Genomic DNA, 24114 nt, shown 5'->3' with positions numbered 1-24114 from the left:
GCGTCGCGGGTGACCGGTGGCTACTGGACGAGCCGTACGATCAGCGGCACGGGGCTGGTCAGCCCATGTGCGGGTAGCGGTAGTCCGTCGGCGGGACGAAGGTCTCCTTGACCGAGCGGGTGGAGGTCCAGCGCGCCAGGTTCTGCTTGGCGCCCGCCTTGTCGTTGGTGCCCGAGGCCCGGCCGCCGCCGAAGGGCTGCTGGCCGACGACGGCGCCGGTCGGCTTGTCGTTGATGTAGAAGTTGCCGGCCGCGAAGCGCAGCTTGTGCATCGCGTCCTGGGCCGCGGCGCGGTCCTGGGAGATGATCGAGCCGGTCAGGCCGTACGGGGACACCGACTCCATCTGGGCCAGCATCTCCTCGTACTTCTCGTCCTCGTAGACGTGCACGGCCAGGATCGGGCCGAAGTACTCGTCCTTGAAGTACTCGCTCGCCGGGTCCTGGCAGACCAGGACGGTCGGGCGCACGAAGTAGCCCACCGAGTCGTCGTAGCTGCCGCCGGCGAGGACCTCGACCTGCGGGTCGGCCTGGGCGCGGTCGATGGCCGCCTTGTTCTTGGCGAAGGAGCGGTCGTCGATGACGGCCGACATGAAGTTGCTCAGGTCGCTGACGTCGCCCATGGTGAGGCCCTCGACCTCGGCGGCGAACTCGTCCTTGAGGCCGGCCCAGATCGACGCCGGGACGTAGGCCCGCGACAGCGCCGAGCACTTCTGGCCCTGGAACTCGAAGGCGCCGCGGGTCATCGCGGTCTTCAGGACCTTCGGGTCGGCGGACGGGTGGGCGACCAGGAAGTCCTTGCCGCCGGTCTCGCCGACGATCCGCGGGTAGGTGCGGTAGCCGGCGATGTTGTTGCCGACCTCGCGCCACAGGTGCTGGAAGGTGGCGGTGGAGCCGGTGAAGTGGATGCCGGCCAGCGCCGGGTGCTTGAGCGCGACCTCGGAGACGGCCAGGCCGTCGCCGGTGACCATGTTGATGACGCCCTTGGGCAGGCCGGCCTCCTCCAGCAGCTGCATCAGCAGGTGCGCGGAGAACTGCTGGGTCGGGGAGGGCTTCCACAGCACCACGTTGCCCATCAGCGCGGGCGCGGTCGGCAGGTTGCCGGCGATCGCGGTGAAGTTGAACGGGGTGATCGCGTAGACGAAGCCCTCCAGCGGGCGGTGGTCGCTGCGGTTCCACACGCCGTCCGAGGAGATCGGCTGCTCGGCCAGGATCTGGCGGGCGAAGTGCACGTTGAAGCGCAGGAAGTCGACCAGCTCGCAGGGGGTGTCGATCTCGGCCTGCTGGGCGGTCTTGGACTGGCCGAGCATGGTGGCGGCGGCCAGGGTCTCGCGCCAGGGGCCGGCCAGCAGGTCGGCGGCCCTGAGGAAGATCGCGGCGCGCGAGTCGAAGGAGAGCGCCTGCCAGGCCGGGGCAGCGGCCAGGGCAGTGTCGATGGCGTCCTGCGCGTCGGCCTGGGTGGCGTTGCGCAGGGTGCCGAGCCGAGCCGCGTGGTTGTGCGGCTGGACGACGTGGATCTCGGTGCCGCCGCCCATCCGGCGCTCACCGTTGATCGTCATGGTCAGCTGGACCGGCTCCTGGCCGCCCAGCTCCTTCAGCTTGGCCTCCAGGCGAGCCCGTTCCGGGCTCCCGGGGGCGTAGCTGTGGACCGGCTCGTTCACCGGCGCGGGGACCTGGGTCACAGCGTCCATAGAGCGCACGCTCTCCTTCGTTCAGTGCGGGGGGACTGCCGGCGCGGGTTGCACGCCGACCACAGCACGAACGCTATTCCTGGCCACCGGGCCACTTGATTGGCCGCGCGGCTAAATTCCCCCGTACGGCGTTGTCCGGCCCGACGAACCTGGTCACGCCGCGGTCACGAATCGTCCCCTCCTACCCCATGGTTCACACCTCCGTGCACCACCGGCTCACGCTCCTGGCCCCGGCCACCGGCTCGCGCTCCGGCGCTCGGACTCCGAACAGCGCTCGGCCTCCGAACCGTGCGCGGACGGCGCACGCGGTGCGCCGGCGGGGTCACGGACGGCCTTCCGCCCGACGACAGCCCCGAACTCTGTCCGCCCGGCTAAAATCGACCGCGAAACGTTGTCCGGGCGGATGAAGGAGGACCGGCGTGACCACCTCCGGCCTGCCGCTCCGTCAACTCCTGATGTCCCTCGGCGAACCGCTGGTCGAACTGCAGGCCGCCCCGCAGGGCCTGGACGTCGCGGTGCGCGACGTCGCCATCCTCGACCCGGAGGACCCGCCGACCGCCGCCCCCGGCGAGCTCGTCCTCGCGATCGGCGCCCGCGGCCGCGCCGCCCTGCCCGCCCTGCGCGCGGCCGGCCGGGCCGGGGCCGCCGCCGTCGCGGTCAAGCTGGACGGCCCCGGCCAGGCCGACGCGCTGCGCGAGGCCGCCACCGACGCGGGCGTCGCCCTGCTCTCGGTGCGCCGCGAGACCCGCTGGGAGCACCTCGACTCGCTCGCCCGGGCGATCATCGCCGGCCCGGACGCCCCGGACGCCCCCGGCTCCCCCGAACCCAACGCCGGCGACCTCTTCTCCCTCGCCCAGACCGTCGCCGTGCTCACCAACGGCATCGTCTCGATCGAGGACACCTCCAGCCGGGTGCTGGCCTACTCCCGCTCCTCCGACTCCGACGAGGTCGACGACCTGCGCCGGCTGTCCATCCTCGGCTGGCAGGGCCCGGAGCCGTACCTCTCCAAGCTCCGCGAGTGGGGCATCTTCCAGCACCTGCGCAGCTCGGACGCCCCGATCGCGGTCGAGCCGCACCCCGAGCTGGGCCTGCGCCGCCGCCTGGCGGTCGGCATCCGGGCCGGGGCGCAGCCGCTCGGCACCATCTGGGTGCAGGAGGGCGCCCAGCCGCTGGCCCCGCTGGCCGAGCAGTCCCTGGTCGGCGCCGCCCGGGTCGCGGCCGCCCAGCTGGTGCGCCGCCGCCGGGAGCTGTCCGCCGACGTCCGGCTCACCCAGACCCTGCTCACCGGCCTGCTGGAGGGCTCCACAGGCCCCCAGTCGCTCGCCACCCACCTCGGCCTGGACCTGCGCCGCCCGGCCACCGTGCTGGCGTACAGCGCGCGCACCACGGACGCGCTGCACCGCTCCGACGTCACCGGCCTGATCTCGGTGCACACCGCGGCCCGGCACCGCACCGCGCTGCTCGCCCCGATCGAGTCCCGGGTGTACGTGCTGCTGCCCGAGCTGCCGCCCGGCCTGCCGATGACCACCGTGCGCGACTGGGCCTCCGAGGTGGTGACGGCCGCCCGCGAGCACCTGGGCGTCCCGCTGCGCGCCGCGATCGGCTCGACCGTCGACGGCCTGGCCCAGGTGCCCGACTCCCGCGCGCAGGCGGACCGGATCCTGGACGCGATGGGCCGCGGCGGGGTGGACCTCGACGTCGCGGCGCTGATCGACGTCCAGGCGGAGGTGCTGGTCAGCGAGATGCTGGCGCTGCTCCAGGAACGCTCCGGCCTGCGCGACCCGCGGCTGACCGCGCTCGCCGCGTACGACCGCCGGCACGGCACCCGGCTCGCCGAGTCGGTGCTGGCCTGGCTGGACGCGCTCGGCGAGGTCCGGGTGGCCGCGGACGCCCTGCACATCCACCCCAACACCCTGCGCTACCGGGTCCGCCGGGCCGAGCAGCTGACCGGCATCGACCTCGCCCAGCCGCAGCAGCGCCTGCTGGCCATGCTGCAACTGCGACTGCCCGCGGACGAGTGGTCCGCGGGCAGCCCTTCACGCTCGGAGGGTCACTCGCCGTAGCCCTGGCCGCGCTTGTGCTCGTTCAGCCGGCGCCACGGGCCGCTGATGGCCAGCTGGATGCCCGGGGTCTGGATGTTGGCGAAGAGGGTCTTGCCGTCGTCCGAGAAGGTCACCCCGGTGAACTCGCTGAACTCGGGCTTCTCGGCGGTGCCGATGTTCAGCTCGTTGCGGGCGATCGGGAAGACCAGGCCCTCCTCGGTGGCGCCGAACAGGTGCGAGACGCCCTCGCCGTCCTCGCAGATCACGATGCCGCCGTACGGCGAGACGGTGATGTTGTCCGGGCCGTCGAAGTTGTCGTGGTCGCCCCAGACGTCGGTGTTGACGCCCAGCAGGACCTTCAGGGTGATGGTGCGGCGGGCCGGGTTGTAGAACCAGACCTGGCCGTCGTGCTGGAGCGGGCTCTCCGAGCGGGCGAAGCTGGAGACGAAGTAGAAGCCGCCGTCACCCCACCACATGCCCTCCAGCTTCCGGGCGCGGGTGACCTCGCCGTCCTTGAACTGCTTGCGCACCGAGACGGTCTTGGCGTCGCGGTCCGCGACCTTGACCCAGTCCACGCCGTAGGTGGTGCCGACCGCGGTGGCGCGGGAGAGGTCGTCGATGAACTTGCCCTGCGCGTCGAAGACCTTGAAGGCCTCCAGCACGCCGGCGTCGGCGGCCAGCCGGCGCAGCTTGTAGCGGCCGTGCTTGAAGCCGGCCGGCGGGGTCCAGCGGAACAGCAGGCCGTTCGGGTTCGAGGCGTCCTCGGTCAGGTAGACCTGGCCGCGCTTGGGGTCCACCACGACGGCCTCGTGGGCGTAGCGGCCGAAGGCCTTGACCGGCTGCGGGTCGCGGTTGTAGTCGTCGTCGAACGGGTCGACCTCGAAGATGTAGCCGTGGTCCTTGGTGAAGCCGTTCTTGCCGGCCTTGTCCTCGGTCTCCTCGCCGGACAGCCAGGTGCCCCACGGGGTCACGCCGCCGGCGCAGTTGGTGGCGGTGCCCGCGATGCCGACCCACTGCTCGACCGAGCCGTCCCGCTTGGCGTGCACGATGGTGCAGCCGCCGGCCGCGCCCGGGTCGTAGACGTGGCCCTCGGTCAGCGGCACCGGGTGCGGCCAGTTGGCGCGGGCGCCGGCCAGCTCGTGGTTGACGACCATGTAGTTGCCGCCGCGCTCGTCCTCGAAGGCGGAGGTGCCGTCGTGGTTGCTCGGGGTGAACTCGCCGGTGCGCAGCTTGGTGACGCCGGCCCGGTTGAGGACCTTGTACGAGAAGCCCTTCGGCAGGGACAGCAGGCCGCCCGGGTCCTGGACCAGCGGGCCGTAGCCGACGGCGGTGCCGGCGGCCGAGTTGGTCCCGGCGGCCGCGGCGACCGGGGCCTCGCCGCCGACCGGGGCGGCGATCGCGCCCGGGGCGCTGGCCAGCGCCTCGGCGCTGCCGGCGATCAGCACGCCGGCCCCGACGAGGGTGGAACGGTTGACGAAGTCCCGGCGGGACAGCGACATGGCAGCAACTCCTGAGGATGAGCGGGGGCGTCGGTGCGGGATGCCGACGCCCAGCAGGCTCCGCCGGACGGGTGAACCCGGCATGACGTCCACCTCACGCCCAGGCGGCCATTTGCCGACCGATGACCTTCACATGACCTCGGCTTTACGCCGGCCCCCTCCGGAGGGGCGCTCCGTCGGACGCCGCGCGGGCCGACAGCCCGTCAGTGCCGCGCCGCCCGCCACTGCTCCCAGGCCGCCAGCCACAGCTGCTCGGACAGCCGCTGCTCCTCCCACACGCCCGCCCCGCCGCCGCCCGGCCGCTCCCGCCACAGCTGCGCCCAGGCCCGCTGCGCCGGCAGGCTCGCCACCTCGCTCGCGAACACCGTGTACCGGACCACCTCCTCGACGGCCGCCTCGCCCTCCGCCGTGCCGACCAGCCAGTGCGTCTGCTGGGACAGCCGGTTGAGGTGGTTCACCATCGAGGTCACCGCCGCCGCGGCCTCCTCCCGGGTCTCGGTGGCCAGCCGCATCTGCTGGCGCACCGCCGTCTCCCAGCGCACCGCGCCGACGTCCCCGCGCAGCCCGCGCGGCAGCCGCGGCGTGCGCCCGACCCGCACCTGCGCCTCGATCGCGGCGGACTCGGCGACGGTCTGCGCGATCAGCGCCCGGTGCGCCTCCATCCCGACGGCGGGCGGCAGTTCGCGCTCCTCGACCGGCACGTGGCGGGCCCGCCGGGCGGCCAGGTCGCGCAGCAGTCCGGTGCGTCCGCGCAGGCAGCGCTCGAAGTCGCCGATCGCGCCGAGCTCCACCGCGCCGGGGGCCACCCCGCGCCCGCAGACCGTCACGGTCAGCCCGCCGACCCGCAGTCGCCCGGCCCACACCGCCTCCGGCCCGGACGCCGCCGGGGCGCCGGGCTCCGGCACCGGCCGGTCCTCGTGCACCTCCACCGCGCAGGGCTCGCCGTCCACCGTGATCCAGGCGCGCAACGCCCGTACCCGGCCCGGCCCGTCGCCCTCGTCGATGCCCAACTGCTCGTAGACTCGGTCCCGTTCGTCCTCGACCAGGTCCTCCAGCTCGGGCAGCCGCTCGCCCCGGTCGGCGCCCGGCCGGTAGGTGCGCACGGTGACGTACGGGCCGGCCGCCGAGCGCCAGTCACCGCACTGGACCTCGACCCAGCGCAGCTCGCCGCCGGAGGTCTCGAAGGCGGCCAGCGCCTCACCGTCCAGCGCCTCACCGTCGGCCCCGTCACCGGCCGCCGCGTCACCGGTCCGCACGTCCCCGGCCACCGTTCGACCGGCGACCACGCCGTACACCGGGAAGTCGGCCGCCGCCAGGGTCCGGCGGGAGAACGCCTCCTGATCGGCGAACGGGTCGACGGGCCGGCCGGCGGTCCGGTCCACGGGCGGTTCGGCCGCCCGGCCCGACGGCCGGTCGGCGGGCTGCTCCGCGGTCCGGTCCGCGCCGCGCTCCGCGGGCCGACCGGCGAAACGGTCCTCCCGGACCGGCCGGTCCGGAGCCGGGACGGACCCCGAGGGCCCGGTGTTCCGCTTCTGGTGCCTGCCGCCGTTCTCCCGCATCATCCTGTGCCGCACCCCCGATTCCTCGCACCCGCACCGCTGACGCCAACCTTACGTGCCCGCAGCTGCCGGGTCATCAGCTCCGCCTCCGGACGGGGGTGGTGGCCGTGTCAGGACGCCCGTTGTCAGCGGCCCTCCCTAACCTGGCGGCATGACAGCACAGAACGAGGCAGCACAGAACGGGGCGGCGCACGACGGCGCCGCCCAGGACCGGACCCAGCAGGGCGCCTTCCCCGCCCGGATCAGCATCGTCACCCTCGGGGTGACCGACCTCGACCGCAGCGCCCGCTTCTACGAGGCGCTCGGCTGGAAGCGCTCCGCCGCCTCCAGCCCGGAGATCGTCTGGTTCCGCACCGCCGACTCGGCGCTCGGGCTCTTCCCCACCGAGGAGCTGGCCGCCGACGCGGGCCTGCCCCCCGCCGGCGAGCCCTCCTTCCGCGGCGTCACCCTCGCGGTGAACCTGGAGTCCCCCGCCCTGGTGGACGCCGCGCTGCGGACGGCGGTGGAGGCCGGCGCCGTGGTGGTCAAGCCGCCGGTCCCGACCGACTGGGGCGGCTACTCCGGCTACTTCGAGGACCCGGACGGCCACCTCTGGGAGCTGGCCCACAACCCGTTCTTCCCCTTCACCGAGGACGGCTCGCTGGACCTTCCGTGACCCGGGCCCGGCTCGGCGCACTCCGTGAAGGGCGGGAGGATCAGCTCCTGGAGCGCGCCTTGAAGGCGGCCTTGCGCGCCTCCTTGGCCAGCGCCCGGTCCGGGTGCAGCTCCCCGATCGCCTCCAGGACGTCCGCCGTGTACGGGTGGTCGACCCGCCACAGCTCGCCGAACCACCCGGCCGGATCGCCGTTCACCGGCAGGTCGGTGATCAGTTCGCGGAGCAGCTCGGCGTCCCCGCCGTTGTCCAGCAGCTGGGCGGCGAAGGTGTCGACCACCGTCCACAGGGCCATCGCCCGGTCCGGCACCGGCACGTCCGTCGCGCCCTGCGCGGCCAGCCAGGCCCGCGCCGCGCCACCCAGCTCCGGGTCGTCCACGGCCTCCCGGACGGCCGGCTCCGCGTCCGGCCCGAGCAGGTTGAGCGCCGAGACGCAGAGCATCCGGCGCAGCGGGCCGTAGCCGTCGGTGCCGCGCGCCGCCGCGAGCAGCTCGCGCGCCGCCGCCACCGGCTCCCGGTCGGCGGTCCACACCCGCAGCTCCTCCTCCGGCAGCACGTTGGCGGACTCGCACACCCCGCGCAGCAGCTCGGCCGCGTTCCCCCGGGCCAGGTCGCCGACCAGCGGGGCGTCGTAGCCGTCCTCCAGCAGCCACTGGCGGATGCCGTACTGGCCGAGCGGGGTGAGCCGGACCAGCCCGAAGCGGGCCGACTCCTCCTCGTCCAGCGGCTCCTCGCCGACCACGGCGGACTCCTCGCCGTCCTCCTCGTCGAACAGCTCGGGGTCGATCGGGCGGTAGTCCAGCAGGCCGAGCTCGGCGAGGTCGCCCAGCATCGGGTCCAGCGCGACCATCACGTCCGTGATGTCGCCGAGCAGCTCCTCGCTGGGCTCCTCGCCCTCCGGGACGACCAGCAGCGCGGCCAGCACGCCCAGCGGCACGGTCTCGTTGCCCGGCTCGGCGAAGGCGGTGGTCTCGTAGAGCACCTGCAGGGCCTCGTCCAGCAGCTCGGCGGCCTCGTCGCGGGCCTCCTCGACCTCGGAGAGCCCGTCCTCGTCCTCCTCCTCGTCCGCGCCGTCCCCGGCCGGTTCCGCCGCGCCCTCGGCCCCCTCCGGGACGGAGTCCGCCTCGACGGCCAGCTCCCGGACGATCCCGGCGGCGGTCAGCCACAGCTCCAGGACGGTCTCCGGGTCGCCCTGCTCGGCGGGTTCCAGGTCCGGGCCCGGGACGGCGACGTGCTCGCCGTCCGCGGTCGTGCCGAGCTCCACCAGGTCCAGGTCGCAGGCCAGCGACCAGGCCCGCAGCGCCTCGACCTCGGCCTCCTCGGGCACCTCGCCCTCGGCCGGGGCCAGGCCCAGCAGCCGGGCCGCGGGTGCCCGGTCCGCCTCGACCAGGTCGCCGAACTCGTCCACTTCCCGGTGCGGGGCGGCCCAGCGGGCCAGCGCCAGCGCGTACCCGAACATCGGTACGGCCTTCGCCTGCTCGGCCAGCTCCCGCTCGGCGGGCAGCTTCACCGGCGGGACCAGGACGGCCGCGTCGTCCAGGTCCTCGTCGTCCAGCCCGTGCGCGGCGAACGCCCCGTAGAGGTCCTGGAGCTCCAGGTCCGCGGGCAGCACCGCCTCGGCCGCGCCCTCCCCCGCCGAAGCCCCGGTGTTCTTGCGACGTCGTCCGGCCATCGTTGTGCGCTCTCCCTCAGCCAGCGGTCAGCCCAACAGCGCCGCGTACCGATCCATCACCTCAGCGTATAGGCCGGGCACCCCCGATGCCCGGCCGTACGGGGCGCACCCAGGGGCGCGCGCCATGGACGTGCGCCCACCCCTTATCCTTCGGTCTGGTAGCGCGCACACCCCGCGCCTGCCACCGGGGCAACGAAGCCCAACCGCCCTCCGCCCGACCCCGGGCCGGAGGGGCCCTCTTCAGCTCACCTCGCCCCACCAGGGAGCCCGTACCCGCGGCCACCACCACAGCGCCTCCGGACGGGCGCGCCGGCACAACCCCGCCGACCCCGGTGGTGCCCGGCCACAGGAGACCCCTGCCATGGCGGACCTCTCCCCCGCCGGCTCCGGCCTGCGCACCGCGCAGCTCGACGGACGCCGACTGTCGGAGGCCCTGCTTCCCCTGGAGCTCGCGCCGCGCGCCCAGCTCCAGCTCGCCGCGATCAGCCGCTGGAACGCGCTGCGCGGCGTCCGCGTCGGCCTGGTGGCCGCCGCCCTGCTGCTGATGCTGATCGGCGCCAACCTCGCGACGCCGATCTACTCGCTCCTCCAGCAGCGGCTGCACCTCACCGCGCTCGACACCACCGTCCTGTTCGCGATCTACGTACTGGCGCTGGTCCCGGTGCTGGCCGTGGTCGGCCACTGGTCCGACCACCTCGGCCGACGCGCCCTGATCCTGCCCGCCGTCGCACTGGCCGCCGCCGGCGACGTCGTGTTCGCCACCTCCGGCAGCTTCTGGCAGCTCGCCGCCGGCCGAGCCGTCCAGGGCATCGCCGTCGGCCTGTCCACCGGCGCCGCCGGGGCCGCCCTCGGCGACCTGCTGCCCGACCGGCCGACCCAGGCCGCCAAGATCACCCTGGCCTGCTCGGCGGGCGGCGTCGCGCTCGGCCCGGTGGTCGGCGCCCTGCTGGCCGGCGGCTCCGACCCGCTGCTCACCCCGTTCCTGCTGCACGCCGTCGCCCTGCTGGCGCTCTGCGTGCCGCTGGCCCTCCTCCACCCCCGGATGCCCGGCCGCAGCCGCCCGCCGGCCTCCCCGCCCCGCATCACCACCCCGGCCCACCTGCGCCCGCAGCGCCTGCGGCTGCCGCGCACCGGGCGCCGCGAGTTCCTGCTCGCCGCCACCGCCGGCTTCATCTCCTACGCGGTGTTCGGCGTCTACCTCAGCCTGGCCCCGGCCTTCGCCGCCCAGCTGCTGCACACCGACTCCAAGCTGGTCGGCGCGATCGTGGCGGCCCTCCTGCTCGGCTCCTCGGCCGCCACCCAGCTGCTCGTCCCGCCGACCTCGGACCGCGTGGTGACCGCCCTCGGCATGGCCGGCCTGGCCGCCGGCCTCGGCCTGGTCGTCGCCGCCCAGTACACCGGCACGCCGGCGCTGCTCTTCATCGGCAGCGTCCTCGGCGGAATCTCCCAGGGCGTCGCCTTCCGCTCCCTGTTCACCGCCGCCGTCGGTGCGATGAACCCGGAACGCCGCGGCTCCGAGCTGAGCACCCTCTGGGTCATCGTCTACCTCGGCAGCTCCGCCCCCATCATCGCCCTCGGCGCCCTCGTCCAGACCTACGGCCTCCTCCCCTCCGTCAGCGGCTTCGCCGCCCTCGCCGCCCTCGCCTGCACCGGCCTGGCGATGGCCGTCGCCCGCAAACCCAGGCCCACGGCCTGACCCCAAGAGAAAAGCCGCTGCCCGGGACTTCCGAAGAAGTCCCGGGCAGCCGGCGTTTCGGTCCCTACTCCCAGGGCTTCCATTTGCCGGTGTCGATCTCGACGTCAAAGGGCTTCGGCAGCCGGACGGTCTCACCGAACTTCCACTCGCCCAGCACCTCGTACGTTCCCTCGCCCCGGTTCGGCTCCCCGAACAGGGTGACACCGGACTGCCGCGGGTCGCGGTCCACCAGCAGGTAGTAGGGCACTCCGCCCCGGGCGTACCCGTTCCACTTGGTGGACTTGATCTGCCGACCGAACATCGGGCGGCGGTCGTAGCGGGCATTGGAGGGGGAGGTCACCTCGACCGCCATGCCGATGTCGTCCGGGTGGAGGCGGGAGACGTCTCCGTTCAGAGCCCGCTCCTCCACCTCGGTGCCCACGATGACGAGCTCCGGGATGTAGCCGTCACCGATCTCCACCAGGTCCAGATTGACCGTCTGCAGTGCCCTCCACGGGAAGGCCGGATCCGAACCCAGGGCCAGCGTGAACCGTCGCTCAATGTGCGAGAGGAACACCGCATGAGTAACTGCCGGCGCCGGTGACACGACGAACTCCCCTCCGATGACCTCGACCCGAGTGCCGTCGTCCGGAATCCGCAGATACCCCTGGAGCTCGCCCCGGACCCACATGGCGTACGGCGAGTCGGGCAACGTCCAGTGCCCGGTTGCTTCCACAGCCATTCGTCGCTCCCTCCACGGTCGCGGCTCCAGCCTGGCCGCCCGGTCGCAGATATACCACTGCCGCACAAACCTTTCCCTCGAAGGAGAGGTTCGCGCGGCAGCAGGTTGACGATCGGCGAACGTCCTCAGACGTTGAAGCCGAGGGCGCGGAGCTGGTCGCGGCCGTCGTCGGTGATCTTGTCCGGGCCCCACGGCGGCATCCAGACCCAGTTGATGCGCAGGTCCTGCACCAGGCCGTCGGTGGCGGTCTTGGCCTGGTCCTCGATGACGTCGGTCAGCGGGCAGGCCGCCGAGGTGAGCGTCATGTCGATGGTGGCCACGTCGGACTCGTCGATGTGGATGCCGTAGATCAGGCCCAGGTTGACGACGTCGATGCCCAGTTCGGGGTCGACGACGTCCATCAGGGCCTCGGTCAGGTCCTCGACCGAGACCGTGCCGGCGGTGGTGCCGACGATGAGACCGGTCTGCTGCTCCGCAGCGGGGGCCTCGGTGCCGGTGGTGGTGGTGCTCTCGTCACTCATGGTCTTGTCCTCCTCTGCGGGGTCAGTCGTTCACGGCGGGGTTGTGGGCGAGCGCCTGGGCGGTGGCGTCCTTCCAGGCCATCCAGCTGAGCAGAGCGCACTTGACCCGGGCCGGGTACTTGGAGACGCCGGCGAACGCGACCGCGTCCTCCAGCACCTCCTCGTCGCCCTCGCCCTGGCCCTTGCTCTGCATCAGCTCCAGGAAGGCCTCCTGGACCGCCTGCGCCTCGCCCACGGTCTTGCCGACCACCAGGTCGTTGAGCACCGAGGCGCTCGCCTGGCTGATCGAACAGCCCTGCGACTCGTACGAGACGTCGGTGACGGTGGCGCCGTCGAGCTTCACCCGCAGGGTGATCTCGTCGCCGCACGTCGGGTTGACGTGGTGCACCTCGGCGTCACCGTCCCGCAGCCCCTTGCCGTGCGGGTTGCGGTAGTGGTCCAGGATGATGTCCTGGTACATCGAGTCGAGCTTCATGGTCGTCCTGCCCCGTCCCTCAGCCGAAGAAGTTCCGGACGTGGTGCAGGCCGTCGATCAGCGCGTCGACCTCGCCCGGCGTCGAGTACAGATAGAACGACGCCCGCGTGGTCGCCGGAATTCCGTACCGCAGGCACACCGGCCGCGCGCAGTGGTGGCCGACGCGCACGGCGATGCCCTGCTCGTCCAGCACCTGGCCCACGTCGTGCGGGTGGATGTCGCCGAGGGTGAAGGAGATCGCGGCACCGCGGTCCACGGCCGTGCGCGGGCCGATGATCCGCAGGTCGGGGACCTCCAGCAGCCGCTCGACGGCGTACTCGGTGATCGCGTGCTCGTGCGCCGCGATCTTCTCCATGCCGATGCCCTGGAGGTAGTCGATGGCCGCGCCGAGCCCGACCGCCTGGGCGATCGGCGGGGTGCCGGCCTCGAACTTGTGGGGCGCCGGGGCGTAGGTGGACGAGCCCATGGTGACGGTCTCGATCATCTCGCCGCCGCCGAGGAACGGCGGGAGGTCCTCCAGCAGCTCCTGGCGGCCCCAGAGCACGCCGATGCCGGTCGGGGCCAGCATCTTGTGGCCGGTGAAGGCGACGAAGTCGGCCTCCAGCGCCTGCACGTCCAGCACCATGTGCGGCGCGGCCTGCGAGGCGTCGATGACGACCAGCGCGCCGACCGACTGGGCCTTGCGGACGATCGTCTCGACCGGGTTGATCGTGCCGAGCAGGTTGGAGACCAGGGTGAAGGAGACCACCTTGGTCTTCTCGGTGATCAGCTCGTCGATGTTCGACAGGTCGAGCCGGCCCTCGTCGGTCAGCCCGAACCACTTGAGCTTCGCGCCGCTGCGCTGCGACAGCAGCTGCCAGGGGACGATGTTGGAGTGGTGCTCCATCTCCGTGATGACGATCTCGGAGTCGGCGTCCACCCGGTAGGGCTCGTCGGCCCAGGCCAGCATGTTGGCGACGAGGTTGAGCGACTCCGAGGCGTTCTTGGTGAAGATCACCTCGTTGCGGCTCGGCGCGTTGACGAAGGCCGCGACCTTGTCCCGGGCGCCCTCGTACAGCGCCGTGGCCTCCTCGGCGAGCACGTGCACGCCGCGGTGGACGTTGGCGTTGTGCCGCTCGTAGTAGGCGTTCAGGGCGTCCAGCACCTGGCGCGGCTTCTGCGAGGTGGCCGCGTTGTCCAGGTAGACCAGCGGCTTGTCGTCGTGCAGCACCCGCTGGAGGACCGGGAAGTCCTTGCGGATCGCGTCGGTGTCGAGCAGTCCCGCAAACGGATGGGTCACTCGGACGCGCCCCCCTTCACATACGACTCGTAGCCCTCTTCCTCCAGCTTGTCGGCCAGCTCGGCGCCGCCGGACTCGACGATGCGGCCGCCCGCGAAGACGTGGACGTGGTCGGGCTTGATGTACCGCAGGATGCGGGTGTAGTGGGTCACCAGCAGGGTGCCGACCTCGCCGGTCGAGCGGACCCGGTTGATGCCCTCGGAGACGACCCGCAGCGCGTCGACGTCCAGGCCGGAGTCGGTCTCGTCGAGGATCGCGATCTTCGGCTTGAGCAGCTCCAGCTGGAGGATCTCGTGGCGCTTCTTCTCACCGCCGGAGAAGCCCTCGTTGACGTTGCGCTCGGCGAAGGCCGGGTCCATCTGGAGGGCGGCCATCGCCTCCTTGACCTCCTTCACCCACAGCCGCAGCTTGGGGGCCTCGCCGCGGACGGCGGTGGCGGCGGTGCGCAGGAAGTTGGAGACCGAGACGCCGGGGACCTCGACCGGGTACTGCATGGCCAGGAAGACGCCGGCCTTGGCGCGCTCGTCGACGGACATCTCCAGGACGTCCTCGCCGTCCAGCAGCACCGAGCCGCCGGTGACGGTGTACTTGGGGTGGCCGGCCAGCGAGTAGGCGAGGGTGGACTTGCCGGAGCCGTTCGGACCCATGATGGCGTGGGTCTCGCCCTGCTTCACGGTCAGGTCCACGCCCTTCAGGATCTCGCGCGGGCCGTTCTCGGCGTCCACGGAGACGTGCAGGTCGCGGATTTCAAGGGTTGCCATGTGTACTCAGGACTCCTGGTTGACGGAGACGAGCACATCGTCCCCTTCGATCTTTACGGGGTAGACAGCGACCGGCTTGGTGGCGGGCAGGCCGGACGGCTTGCCGGTGCGCAGGTCGAAGCTGGAGCCGTGCAGCCAGCACTCGATCATGCAGTCCTCGACCTCGCCCTCGGAGAGCGAGACGTTCGCGTGCGAGCAGGTGTCGTTGACCGCGAACACCCCCTCGTCGGTGCGGACGACGGAGACCGGCACGCCGTTGAGGTCCACGCGCTTGGGAACGTCCTCCTGGAGGTCGCTCAGCGCGCAGGCACGGAGGAAGGTCATCGCGTTCAGACCGCCGATTCCAGCTCGGCGTCGATCTTCTCCATGAGCTGGTCCTGGACCTCGGCCACGCCGATCTGCTGGAGCAGCTCGGCGAAGAAGCCGCGCACGACCAGGCGGCGCGCCTCGTCGGCCGGGATGCCGCGGGCCTGCAGGTAGAACAGCTGCTCGTCGTCGAAGCGGCCGGTCGCCGAGGCGTGGCCGGCGCCGACGATCTCGCCGGTCTCGATCTCCAGGTTCGGGATCGAGTCGACCCGGGCGCCGTCGGTGAGCACCAGGTTCCGGTTGAGCTCGTAGGTGTCGGTGCCGACCGCGGCGGCGCGGATCAGCACGTCGCCGACCCAGACCGCGTGCGCGTCCTGGCCCTGGAGCGCGCCCTTGTACGCCACGTTCGACCGGCAGTGCGGCGTGTCGTGGTCGATCACCAGGCGGTGCTCCAGGTGCTGGCCGGCGTCGGCGAAGTAGAGGCCGAACAGCTCGGCCTCGCCGCCGGGGCCCGCGTAGGTGACCCGCGGGTGCAGGCGGACCAGGTCGCCGCCGAAGGTGACGACCACGGACTTGAAGGAGGCGTCCCGGCCGATCAGCGCGTTGTGCTGGGCGGCGTGGACGGCGTCGCGCTCCCAGTCCTGCACGGAGACGAAGGTGAGCTTGGCGCCCTCGCCGACCAGCAGCTCGACGTTGGCGGCCCGGGTGCCGGTGCCCTCGTGGTTCAGCACCACGACGGCCTCGGCGAACGGCTTGACGTCGATCACCACGTGGGCGAAGCGGACGCCGCCCTCGCCGCGCACGTCGATCCTGACCGGCTCGGCCAGCACCGACTCCTTGGGGACGGTGACCACCAGCGCCTGCTCGAAGGCGCTGAACGCCTGCGCGGCGACCCGGTCGACCGGCTTGCCGGCCTTGCCCAGGCGGGCGTCGTCCCGGCCGACGGTCTCGGCGGTGACGCCGTCCGGCAGCGTGAACTCGACCTTGTCCTCACCGCGCGGGGCGGAGGCGGCGGTGCCGTCGTGCAGCCCGCCGAGGCGGTGCAGCGGGGTGAACCGCCAGTCCTCCTCGCGGCCGGTGGGCACCGGGAAGTCGTTCACGTCGAAGGACGGCTTGACCGCGACGCGCGCGTCGATCGGCTGCTGGACCGCGGTGCGGCCGGTGCCGGGGCCGGCGAGCTGCGCGCCCGCGCCGGCGGTGCCGACCTCGATCGACCCGGCGGTGGTGGAGCCGGTGGTGTTCTGCTCAGCCATGGCTGTTCGTAGTGCTCTCTTCCTCGGAAATGAGTGGACGGCGGCGGCGGCCTGGGGTCAGCCGACCGCGCCCTCCATCTGCAGCTCGATCAGCCTGTTGAGCTCCAGCGCGTACTCCATCGGCAGCTCGCGCGCGATCGGCTCGACGAAGCCTCGGACGATCATCGCCATCGCCTCGAACTCGGTCAGGCCGCGGCTCATCAGGTAGAAGAGCTGGTCCTCGCTGACCTTGGAGACGGTCGCCTCGTGGCCCATGGACACGTCGTCCTCGCGGACGTCCACGTACGGGTAGGTGTCCGAGCGGGAGATGGTGTCCACCAGCAGCGCGTCGCACAGCACGTTGGACTTGGCGCCCTTGGAGCCCTCGCCGATCTCGATCAGGCCGCGGTAGGAGGTCCGGCCGCCGCCGCGCGCCACCGACTTGGAGACGATGTTGGAGGAGGTGTTCGGCGCCATGTGCACCATCTTGGCGCCGGCGTCCTGGTGCTGGCCCTCGCCCGCGAAGGCGATCGACAGGGTCTCGCCCTTGGCGTGCTCGCCCATCAGGTAGACGGCCGGGTACTTCATGGTGACCTTGGAGCCGATGTTGCCGTCGACCCACTCCATGGTCGCGCCCTCGTACGCCACGGCGCGCTTGGTGACCAGGTTGTAGACGTTGTTCGACCAGTTCTGGATGGTCGTGTAGCGGCAGCGGCCGCCCTTCTTGACGATGATCTCCACGACCGCCGAGTGCAGCGAGTCGGAGGAGTAGATCGGGGCGGTGCAGCCCTCGACGTAGTGGACGTAGGCGTCCTCGTCGACGATGATCAGCGTCCGCTCGAACTGGCCCATGTTCTCGGTGTTGATCCGGAAGTAGGCCTGGAGCGGGATGTCCACGTGCACGCCCTTCGGCACGTAGATGAACGAGCCGCCGGACCACACGGCCGTGTTCAGCGCGGCGAACTTGTTGTCGCCGACCGGGATCACGGTGCCGAAGTACTCCTTGAAGATCTCCGGGTGCTCGCGCAGCGCGGTGTCGGTGTCCAGGAAGATGACACCCTGCTCCTCCAGGTCCTCACGGATCTGGTGGTAGACGACCTCGGACTCGTACTGGGCGGCGACACCGGCGACCAGGCGCTGCTTCTCCGCCTCCGGGATGCCGAGCTTGTCGTAGGTGGCCTTGATGTCCGCGGGCAGGTCCTCCCAGGACTCGGCCTGCTTCTCGGTGGAGCGGACGAAGTACTTGATGTTGTCGAAGTCGATGCCGGAGAGGTCGGAGCCCCAGGTCGGCATGGGCTTCTTGCCGAACAGCTTCAGGCCCTTGAGCCGCAGGTTCAGCATCCACTCGGACTCGTTCTTCTTCGCCGAGATGTCGCGGACGACCTCCTCGCTGAGCCCGCGCTTGGCCGCGGCACCGGCGGTGTCCGGGTCGGCCCAGCCGTACTCGTAATTGCCGAGGCCTTCGAGCTCGGGGTGCGAAACGGTGTCAGTCATGCGAGCTTCCTAACGCGCGGACGCTGAATCTTCGGTGGACGTACCGGCAGTCGGCACTGCATCGGAGCCGCGTCCCGCCGGGGGCTGGGCGGGCGACGATGCGGCACCGGGTGCCGGCACATAGGTGGTGCAGACCCCGTCGCCGTGGGCGATCGTGGCCAGCCGTTGCACATGGGTGCCCAGGAGCTGGGAGAAGACCTCGGTCTCCGCCTCGCAGAGCTGCGGGAACTGCTCGGCGATGTGCGCGACCGGGCAGTGGTGCTGGCAGAGCTGGGCGCCCGCCGGGGCCTTGGCCGCGGCCGACGGGACACGCCGCACCGTGGCAGCGTACCCGTCCGCGCTCAGCGCCTGGGCCAGCGCCTCGGTGCGTTCCCCGGCGGCGGCCAGGCGCAGGGCCTCCAGGTACTTCTCGGCCTGCTGGCCGAACCGGGCGCGGGCGAAGGCGGCGACCGCCTCCTCCCCCGCCTTGCCGCCGCCCACCGAGTCCGCGATCCAGCGCAGCGCGTCGGCGGCGAGCTGGTCGTACGCCTGGTAGAAGGCGTCCCGGCCGGCGTCGGTGAGGGCGAAGACCTTGGCCGGACGGCCCCGGCCGCGGCTTCCGTAGACCCGCTGTTCGCGGGACTCGACCAGGCCGGTGGCGACCAGCCCGTCGAGGTGGCGGCGGACGGCGGCGGCGGTGAGGCCGAGCCGGTTCGCCAGGTCGGCGGCGGAGGAGGGGCCGTGGTCCAGGATCGACCGGGCGACCCGGTCCCGGGTGGCCCGGTGGCCCTCCAGCAGCACCTCGGCCGCCGTCACGGGCACGTCGCAGGAGGAGGCCGTCTCGGCCTCCTGCTGCTGGGCGTGCTCGCGCATGTTTTTCACAACACCAGTGTTGCGTAATTCCTTCCGCCGGGACAACCCGTGATCCAGGCCTCACCGGTGTCATCTGTCACGCAGGTTAGCCTTACCTGACCTGCGAAAACGATCATCGAGCCGCCGTCCGGCCCGCGCGTCAGGCCCTCTTACACTCGCCGGTATGCACTCCGAACCCGCGGTCCAGATCGCCGGGCTGGTCAAACGCTACGGCGACAAGCTCGCGGTGGACGGCCTCGACCTCACCATCCCGGCCGGCGCGATCACCGCCGTCCTCGGCCCCAACGGCGCCGGCAAGACCACCACCATCGAGACCTGCGAGGGCTACCGCCGCCCCGACGCCGGCACCGTCCGGGTCCTCGGCCTCGACCCGGTCACCCAGAGCGCCGCGCTGCGGCCCCGGATCGGCGTCATGCTGCAGTCCGGCGGCGTGTACGCGGGCGCGCGCGCCGTCGAGATGCTGCGGCACACCGCCAAGCTGCACGCCCACCCGCTGGACGTGGACGCCCTGGTCGAGCGCCTCGGCCTCGGCTCCTGCGGCCGCACCGCCTACCGGCGGCTGTCCGGCGGCCAGCAGCAGCGGCTCGCCCTGGCGATGGCCGTGGTCGGCCGCCCCGAGCTGGTCTTCCTGGACGAGCCCACCGCGGGCCTCGACCCGCAGGCCCGGCGGGCCACCTGGGAGCTGGTGCGCGACCTGCGCCGGGACGGCGTCACCGTGGTCGTCACCACCCACCACATGGACGAGGCCGAGCAGCTCGCCGACCGGGTCGCCGTCGTGGACCGCGGCCGGGTGATCGCCGACGGCACCACCGAGGAGCTGTGCCGCGGCGGCGCCGAGGACTCCCTGCGCTTCGACGGCCCGCCCGGCCTCGACCTCGGACCGCTGCTCAAGGAGCTGCCCGAGGGCGCCACGGCCACCGAGACCGCCCCCGGCAGCTACCGCGTCGAGGCGCCCGTCGACCCGAGGCTGGTGGCCACCGTCACCGGCTGGTGCGCGGCCTCCGGCGTCCTGCCCGAACGGCTGTCCGTCCAGCGCCGCAGCCTGGAGGACGTCTTCCTCGACCTGACCGGACGGGAGCTGCGCTCGTGAGCGAACGGAGCGAGGGAACCATGACCGCCGCCACGACCGACTACTCCCCCGCGCCGGGCCCCGCGCCCGTCGGCCGGATGCTGCTCGCCCAGACCGCGTTCGAGACCAGGATGCTGCTGCGCAACGGCGAGCAGCTGCTGCTCACCGTTGTCATCCCGACCGTGCTGCTGGTGCTGTTCTCCGCCGTGGACGTCGTCGCGGTCGAGGGCCCCGGCAAGCGGGTCGACTTCCTGGCGCCCGGCCTGCTGGCGCTGGCCGTGATGTCCACCGCCTTCACCGGCCAGGCCATCGCCACCGGGTTCGAGCGCCGCTACGGCGTCCTGAAGCGGCTCGGCGCCAGCCCGCTGCCGCGCTGGGCGCTGCTGACCGCCAAGACCGGCTGCGTCCTGGTGACGGAGGCGCTGCAGGTGGCGCTGCTGTCGGTGATCGCACTGGCCCTCGGCTGGTCCCCGCACGGCGACCCGTTGACCGTCGCCGCGCTGCTGGTCCTCGGCACCGCCGCCTTCTCCGGGCTGGGCCTGCTGATGGCCGGCACCCTGAAGGCCGAGGCCACCCTGGCCGGCGCCAACCTGGTGTTCGTCCTGCTGCTGCTCGGCGGCGGGGTGATCGTGCCGCTGACCAGGTTCCCCGAGGCCGTGCGGTCGGTGCTGGAGCTGCTGCCGATCTCGGCGCTCTCGGACGGCCTGCGGTCGGTGCTCCAGAACGGCGCCGGGGTGCCGTGGGCCGACCTCGGCATCCTGGCCGGCTGGTCGGTGCTCGGCCTGGCCGCGGCCGCCCGCTTCTTCCGCTGGGAGTAGGTCGGCGGGTACCGACGCACGACGCCCCCCGGCCGCCTTGGGCCGGGGGGCGTCGTGGTCATCGGGCCGGGGTGTCAGCTCTCGCTGCCGCCGCGGCGCTTGCGGGCGAGCAGGACGAGCGCGCCGCCGACCAGCAGCACGCCGCCGCCGGCCGCCGCGATGATCGGGGTCGAGTCGCTGCTACCGGTCTGGGCGAGCGCCGGCGCGCTGGTGGTGGGCGTCGGGGTCGGCGTCGGGGTCTTGCTCGGGGTGGGCGTGGCCGACGGGGTCGGCGTGGCCGGGGGCGTGGTCGACGGCGTGGGGGTCGGGGTCGCGGTCGGCGTCGGCGTCGGGGTCGGCGTCTTGGTGGGGGTGGGCGTGGGGGTGGGAGTCGGCGTGTGGCACGGCTCGATGGTCTTGGTCTCGTTGATGTTCCAGCCCTTCTCGTTCGGGTTCTCCGTGGTGGTGACCACCAGGTTCGCCTTGATCGGGGCGTTGTGATCCTTCACCGGGAAGGTGCCGTGGTACTCCTTCGGGAAGGTCTTGCCGTCCAGGACCTTCTCGCCGTCGATGGTGAGGCTGACGGTGTTCTTCACGGTCTCGTTGCCGCTGTAGTTGATCAGATCGATCACGATCTTGTCGCAGGTCACCGTCCAACTCGGCACGTGCGCCGAGGCATTGGTGGCCAGCGCCAGGGGCAGGAGAAAACCGGCCGCAGCCGTTCCGGCAAGCGCCGTCGCACCGATCGCGAAGTGCCGCTGCTGTCGTGCCATTACTTTGTTCCCCTCCGAACGGTCTTGTGCAGCAGGCGTGTTGAGTGGTTCGCGGTGGCCCGCTACGACTGTCCGGGGGACTCTACCGGCAGTCCCGCACCCCGCCACACCCCGCCGTACGACCGGATATCGACTGTCCGTCCGTCTTCCGATGTGCATGACCAGCCCATCACAGCTGTCACCTCGCGGAACGCGGATTCGACAAACCTGAATGGACTTCGTCACCTTCAAGACAGAACGGAGCCCTCGGTGATCGGGTTCAATCACCGAGGGCTCCTATTCAGTCAGCCGACGAACAGCGGGCCATTCCGGCCTTTCCGTCGATTCCGCCCCTCCGCGGCCGGGGCCGCGGCCGGGGCGGGCTCGACCGGCTCAGGCCTTCCTGGCCGCCTTGCGCCTGGCCGCCACCACGATCGCGCCGCCGGCCGCGAGCACGACCGCACCGCCGATCGCCAGCGGCAGCACCGGGCCGGAGCCGGTGTGCGCCAGGTTGCCGCCCGCGTCCGGCTGGGCGGACGGGCTGCCCGAGGCCGACGGGGCGGTGGTCGCGCCACCGGCCGACGCGCTGGGCGAACCGCTCGCGCCGGGCGTGCCGGTCGCCGGGGCGGACGGGCCGCCCGAGGGGCTCGCCGAACCGCTCGGGGAGGTCGAGGCGCTCGGCGTGGCCGACGGCGAGCCGCTCGGCACGGTCGGCGGCACCGTCGGCGTGCCGGACGGCGTCGGCACGGTGCCCGGCAGGCAGCCGGTGAAGGGGTAGTGGTGCGTCTCCGCACCGCCCTTGCCGGTCAGCGAGGCGGCGATCACCGAGCCGTTGACCGGACCGCCGCTGCCGAGGTCGAAGGCGGCGTTCGGCGCGAGCACGGTCCCGGCCCAGGCGGCCTGGCTGTTCTTGACCACCTTGGTGGCGGTCGGGAAGTTCCAGAGCAGCTTGGAGCGGATCGCCCCGCCCGCGGCGCTCTGCAGCTTGTCGTCCAGCACGAAGGCCTTCCGGCCCTCGTCCCACAGGTGGAAGCCGGTGGTCCCGGCCGCCGCCATGTCGTACGAGCCGCCGGTCACGTTGACCACCGTCACCGAGCCGGCCGGGACCTTGAGGAAGACGTCCTTGGCGCCCTGCAGCCTGGCCGCGTCGACGGTGAAGCTGTTGTACTTCGCGTCCCCGCCGGTGAACGTCAGCTTGGCGCCCTCGGCCTGGACGGTGGCGCCGGCGGTCTGCGGCACGGCGGCCAGCGAGGTCGCGGCGGCGCGCAGCTTGGCGAACTCGGCCTTGAAGTCGATCGGCGAGGAGCCCTGGGCGACGGCCCCCTGGTGGGCCTGGACGGTGGCGCCGTCGGCCTTGGAGCCGAAGACGCCGTTGCCCTTCATCACCTGGGTGTTGTGGCCGGTGATCCGGCCGGCCACGACCAGGGCGTTCTTGCCGGGCAGGGCGTCGACCTGGGCCGCGGTGAGCTCCTGGCCGACCGAGAAGCCGCCGGTGAAGTCGGCGTTGCCGCCGACCGCGACCGCGCCCTCGGCGTCGGGGGTGTGGGTGTCGTCGCCCTCGATGAATTCGCCGTAGAGGTTGGCGACCCCGAGACCGCGGCACTCCTGGTCGGCGCCGACGGCCTGGGCGGCCGGCGCGATGAGGCCGGCCAGTGCGAGGGAGCCACCGACGGCGAGCGCGGCGGCGGAAGTGGATATGCGCATGTGCAGGTCTCCGCTTACGTGCGGGAGGAGGTGGGAGAGAGGTCCGAAAAAAGGTATGGACCAGAGGCGCACTCTCTCCACCCGAACCACAATTGGTCAAGACCAATGCGCATCTTGAGGGATTCACCCCCTTTGTCCGCGTGTCCCGTCCCGGCGTGTCGCCGGCCCCGGACTCCGCCGCCCACGGCCGCGCGCAGCCGTGCCCCGCCCCAAGATCGCCTGTAAGGCCGCCTACGATTGACCCCGTGCCTAACCCCTTCTCCCTGCTCGCCGAGCGCTGGCAGCCATCCGCCGAGATGGTCCGCCGCGCCACGTTCGCCGCGCTGGTGATGAGCGTGGTGATCGTCGTCACCGGCGGCGCCGTCCGGCTCACCGCCTCCGGCCTCGGCTGTACGACCTGGCCCCGATGCACCGACGAGAGCCTGACGCCCACCGCCGAGATGGGCTTCCACGGCGTCGTCGAGTTCACCAACCGGATGCTCACCTACGTGCTGAGCGCCGCCGTCGGCTGGGCCATCCTGGCCGCCCGCTGCCACCGGCCCTGGCGGCACAGCATGACCCGGCTCGGCTGGGCGCAGTTCTGGCTGGTGATGAGCAACGCCGTGCTCGGCGGCATCACCGTGCTGACCGGCCTCAACCCGTACACCGTGGCGCTGCACATGATCGCCGCGATGGCCCTGGTCTGGGTCGCGCTGCTGATGTGGGAGCGGTCCAAGGAGGGCGACGGCCCGCCCCGCCTCTCGGTGGCCCGGCCGATCCACCAGCTCTCGTACGTCCTGGTCACCGTGATCGGCCTGCTCGTCGCGGCCGGCACCCTGGTGACCGGCGCCGGCCACCACCCCGGCACGCCCAAGGACAACAAGATCGTCCCGCGCATCCCGATCGACTACGACCGCCTCGCCCAGTTCCACGCCGACTTCGCGTTCGTCTCGGTCGGCCTGGCCATCGCGGTGATCTTCGTCTTCGCCGCCGTCAAGGCCCCGCAGCCCGCCCGCGCCCGGGCCAAGGAACTGCTCGCCGTCCTGCTGCTGCAGGGCGTGCTCGGCTTCGTCCAGTACTTCACCGACGCGCCCGAGCTCATGGTCGGCCTGCACATGCTGCTCGCCGCCCTCACCTGGATCGCCGCGCTGCGCGTCCCGCTCGCCCTGCGCACCCGCGCGGACGCGGCGGCCGCCGATCAGCTGCCCGCCCGGGCCCCGCAGACCGCCTCGGTCTGACCCCCGGCAGCACCGACGGCCCGGCTCCTCCGCACGGAGGGGCCCGCGCGGGGCCGATTCCCGGGCGGGGTGAGCCCCCGCGCGGGTTAGCGGCCAACACCATACACAAAGAAGCGCCCGTAATAAA

The 24114-nt window shown here is 72.4% G+C and carries 21 protein-coding genes; 6 read left to right on the top strand and 15 right to left on the bottom strand.

The window, feature by feature from the left end; all coding sequences use genetic code 11:
• Positions 1–58 precede the first annotated feature (58 nt).
• Positions 59–1687 carry an L-glutamate gamma-semialdehyde dehydrogenase gene (gene pruA, locus ACFVHV_RS25465; protein ID WP_359905367.1) on the bottom strand — a complete coding sequence of 543 codons (1629 nt, stop codon included), beginning with the start codon at positions 1685–1687 and terminating at the stop codon, positions 59–61.
• 419 nt (positions 1688–2106) lie between these two features.
• On the opposite strand from pruA, the gene ACFVHV_RS25460 reads away from it, so the two are divergent.
• Entirely contained in the window at positions 2107–3750 is a 1644-nt protein-coding gene (locus tag ACFVHV_RS25460; protein ID WP_359905364.1) for a helix-turn-helix domain-containing protein, read from the top strand.
• On the opposite strand, the gene ACFVHV_RS25455 is transcribed toward ACFVHV_RS25460, so the two are convergent.
• A complete protein-coding gene (locus ACFVHV_RS25455) occupies positions 3738–5228 on the bottom strand; it encodes an alkaline phosphatase PhoX (protein ID WP_359905361.1) in 1491 nt (496 codons plus the stop codon). The two genes, ACFVHV_RS25460 and ACFVHV_RS25455, sit on opposite strands and share 13 nt — an antisense overlap.
• A 203-nt stretch (positions 5229–5431) precedes the next feature.
• Positions 5432–6802, bottom strand: a complete 1371-nt coding sequence (locus tag ACFVHV_RS25450; protein ID WP_380353712.1) for a hypothetical protein — start codon at positions 6800–6802, stop codon at positions 5432–5434.
• 136 nt (positions 6803–6938) lie between these two features.
• On the opposite strand from ACFVHV_RS25450, the gene ACFVHV_RS25445 reads away from it, so the two are divergent.
• A complete protein-coding gene (locus ACFVHV_RS25445; protein ID WP_359905355.1) occupies positions 6939–7442 on the top strand; it encodes a VOC family protein in 504 nt (167 codons plus the stop codon).
• Between the two features lie 40 nt (positions 7443–7482).
• Here ACFVHV_RS25445 and ACFVHV_RS25440 read toward each other — a convergent pair whose 3' ends face one another.
• Positions 7483–9111 carry a hypothetical protein gene (locus ACFVHV_RS25440; protein ID WP_359905352.1) on the bottom strand — a complete coding sequence of 543 codons (1629 nt, stop codon included), beginning with the start codon at positions 9109–9111 and terminating at the stop codon, positions 7483–7485.
• A gap of 361 nt (positions 9112–9472) precedes the next feature.
• Between ACFVHV_RS25440 and ACFVHV_RS25435 the strand changes: the two genes are divergently transcribed.
• A complete protein-coding gene (locus ACFVHV_RS25435; RefSeq protein ID WP_359905349.1) occupies positions 9473–10807 on the top strand; it encodes an MFS transporter in 1335 nt (444 codons plus the stop codon).
• 64 nt (positions 10808–10871) lie between these two features.
• On the opposite strand, the gene ACFVHV_RS25430 is transcribed toward ACFVHV_RS25435, so the two are convergent.
• The 9 genes from ACFVHV_RS25430 to ACFVHV_RS25390 form a co-directional block, all read right to left on the bottom strand.
• Positions 10872–11528, bottom strand: a complete 657-nt coding sequence (locus ACFVHV_RS25430; protein ID WP_380353708.1) for a Uma2 family endonuclease — start codon at positions 11526–11528, stop codon at positions 10872–10874.
• 125 nt (positions 11529–11653) lie between these two features.
• Positions 11654–12049 carry a metal-sulfur cluster assembly factor gene (locus tag ACFVHV_RS25425; protein WP_380353706.1) on the bottom strand — a complete coding sequence of 132 codons (396 nt, stop codon included), beginning with the start codon at positions 12047–12049 and terminating at the stop codon, positions 11654–11656.
• Between the two features lie 22 nt (positions 12050–12071).
• Positions 12072–12524: a Fe-S cluster assembly sulfur transfer protein SufU gene (gene sufU, locus ACFVHV_RS25420; protein ID WP_359905310.1), complete on the bottom strand. Its 453-nt coding sequence runs from the start codon at positions 12522–12524 to the stop codon at positions 12072–12074.
• 19 nt (positions 12525–12543) lie between these two features.
• Positions 12544–13803, bottom strand: a complete 1260-nt coding sequence (locus tag ACFVHV_RS25415; protein WP_359905307.1) for a cysteine desulfurase — start codon at positions 13801–13803, stop codon at positions 12544–12546.
• On the bottom strand, positions 13800–14564 hold the full coding sequence (gene sufC / locus ACFVHV_RS25410) for a Fe-S cluster assembly ATPase SufC (RefSeq protein ID WP_359905304.1): 765 nt from the start codon (positions 14562–14564) through the stop codon (positions 13800–13802). The genes ACFVHV_RS25415 and sufC overlap by 4 nt, the downstream gene beginning before the upstream one ends.
• A 6-nt stretch (positions 14565–14570) precedes the next feature.
• Entirely contained in the window at positions 14571–14888 is a 318-nt protein-coding gene (locus ACFVHV_RS25405; protein ID WP_359905302.1) for a bifunctional 3-phenylpropionate/cinnamic acid dioxygenase ferredoxin subunit, read from the bottom strand.
• A gap of 5 nt (positions 14889–14893) precedes the next feature.
• Positions 14894–16123: a Fe-S cluster assembly protein SufD gene (sufD, locus tag ACFVHV_RS25400; RefSeq protein ID WP_359905299.1), complete on the bottom strand. Its 1230-nt coding sequence runs from the start codon at positions 16121–16123 to the stop codon at positions 14894–14896.
• Between the two features lie 57 nt (positions 16124–16180).
• Positions 16181–17596 (bottom strand): Fe-S cluster assembly protein SufB, encoded by a 1416-nt coding sequence (gene sufB, locus ACFVHV_RS25395; RefSeq protein ID WP_359905296.1) that lies wholly within the window; start codon positions 17594–17596, stop codon positions 16181–16183.
• A gap of 9 nt (positions 17597–17605) precedes the next feature.
• Positions 17606–18448 (bottom strand): MarR family transcriptional regulator, encoded by an 843-nt coding sequence (locus ACFVHV_RS25390; protein ID WP_359905292.1) that lies wholly within the window; start codon positions 18446–18448, stop codon positions 17606–17608.
• Between the two features lie 163 nt (positions 18449–18611).
• Here ACFVHV_RS25390 and ACFVHV_RS25385 point away from each other — a divergent pair, with 163 nt between their 5' ends.
• Together ACFVHV_RS25385 and ACFVHV_RS25380 are read left to right on the top strand one after the other, a co-directional pair.
• Positions 18612–19538 carry an ABC transporter ATP-binding protein gene (locus ACFVHV_RS25385; RefSeq protein WP_380353700.1) on the top strand — a complete coding sequence of 309 codons (927 nt, stop codon included), beginning with the start codon at positions 18612–18614 and terminating at the stop codon, positions 19536–19538.
• A 20-nt stretch (positions 19539–19558) separates the two neighbouring features.
• Positions 19559–20335 (top strand): ABC transporter permease, encoded by a 777-nt coding sequence (locus tag ACFVHV_RS25380; protein WP_380353698.1) that lies wholly within the window; start codon positions 19559–19561, stop codon positions 20333–20335.
• A gap of 74 nt (positions 20336–20409) precedes the next feature.
• Here the strand turns inward: ACFVHV_RS25380 and ACFVHV_RS25375 are convergent, their stop codons facing one another.
• Together ACFVHV_RS25375 and ACFVHV_RS25370 are read right to left on the bottom strand one after the other, a co-directional pair.
• Positions 20410–21087 (bottom strand): LAETG motif-containing sortase-dependent surface protein, encoded by a 678-nt coding sequence (locus tag ACFVHV_RS25375; RefSeq protein WP_359905283.1) that lies wholly within the window; start codon positions 21085–21087, stop codon positions 20410–20412.
• A gap of 372 nt (positions 21088–21459) precedes the next feature.
• Positions 21460–22770 (bottom strand): choice-of-anchor A family protein, encoded by a 1311-nt coding sequence (locus ACFVHV_RS25370; RefSeq protein WP_380353695.1) that lies wholly within the window; start codon positions 22768–22770, stop codon positions 21460–21462.
• A 245-nt stretch (positions 22771–23015) separates the two neighbouring features.
• On the opposite strand from ACFVHV_RS25370, the gene ACFVHV_RS25365 reads away from it, so the two are divergent.
• Positions 23016–23987 carry a heme A synthase gene (locus tag ACFVHV_RS25365; protein WP_380353692.1) on the top strand — a complete coding sequence of 324 codons (972 nt, stop codon included), beginning with the start codon at positions 23016–23018 and terminating at the stop codon, positions 23985–23987.
• Positions 23988–24114 lie beyond the last annotated feature (127 nt).

Source organism: Kitasatospora sp. NPDC127116, assembly GCF_042677365.1.
Classification (GTDB): domain Bacteria; phylum Actinomycetota; class Actinomycetes; order Streptomycetales; family Streptomycetaceae; genus Kitasatospora; species Kitasatospora lactacystinica.
This window is presented reverse-complemented; position numbering and strand designations above follow the sequence as displayed.

Coding starts and splice junctions, on each gene's coding strand:
- pruA (WP_359905367.1), bottom strand. CDS start 1,687: ATGGACGCTGTGACCCAGGTCCCCGCGCCGGTGAACGAGCCGGTCCAC.
- ACFVHV_RS25455 (WP_359905361.1), bottom strand. CDS start 5,228: ATGTCGCTGTCCCGCCGGGACTTCGTCAACCGTTCCACCCTCGTCGGG.
- ACFVHV_RS25445 (WP_359905355.1), top strand. CDS start 6,939: ATGACAGCACAGAACGAGGCAGCACAGAACGGGGCGGCGCACGACGGC.
- ACFVHV_RS25440 (WP_359905352.1), bottom strand. CDS start 9,111: ATGGCCGGACGACGTCGCAAGAACACCGGGGCTTCGGCGGGGGAGGGC.
- ACFVHV_RS25435 (WP_359905349.1), top strand. CDS start 9,473: ATGGCGGACCTCTCCCCCGCCGGCTCCGGCCTGCGCACCGCGCAGCTC.
- ACFVHV_RS25430 (WP_380353708.1), bottom strand. CDS start 11,528: ATGGCTGTGGAAGCAACCGGGCACTGGACGTTGCCCGACTCGCCGTAC.
- ACFVHV_RS25425 (WP_380353706.1), bottom strand. CDS start 12,049: ATGAGTGACGAGAGCACCACCACCACCGGCACCGAGGCCCCCGCTGCG.
- sufU (WP_359905310.1), bottom strand. CDS start 12,524: ATGAAGCTCGACTCGATGTACCAGGACATCATCCTGGACCACTACCGC.
- sufC (WP_359905304.1), bottom strand. CDS start 14,564: ATGGCAACCCTTGAAATCCGCGACCTGCACGTCTCCGTGGACGCCGAG.
- ACFVHV_RS25405 (WP_359905302.1), bottom strand. CDS start 14,888: ATGACCTTCCTCCGTGCCTGCGCGCTGAGCGACCTCCAGGAGGACGTT.
- sufD (WP_359905299.1), bottom strand. CDS start 16,123: ATGGCTGAGCAGAACACCACCGGCTCCACCACCGCCGGGTCGATCGAG.
- sufB (WP_359905296.1), bottom strand. CDS start 17,596: ATGACTGACACCGTTTCGCACCCCGAGCTCGAAGGCCTCGGCAATTAC.
- ACFVHV_RS25390 (WP_359905292.1), bottom strand. CDS start 18,448: ATGCGCGAGCACGCCCAGCAGCAGGAGGCCGAGACGGCCTCCTCCTGC.
- ACFVHV_RS25385 (WP_380353700.1), top strand. CDS start 18,612: ATGCACTCCGAACCCGCGGTCCAGATCGCCGGGCTGGTCAAACGCTAC.
- ACFVHV_RS25380 (WP_380353698.1), top strand. CDS start 19,559: ATGACCGCCGCCACGACCGACTACTCCCCCGCGCCGGGCCCCGCGCCC.
- ACFVHV_RS25375 (WP_359905283.1), bottom strand. CDS start 21,087: ATGGCACGACAGCAGCGGCACTTCGCGATCGGTGCGACGGCGCTTGCC.
- ACFVHV_RS25370 (WP_380353695.1), bottom strand. CDS start 22,770: ATGCGCATATCCACTTCCGCCGCCGCGCTCGCCGTCGGTGGCTCCCTC.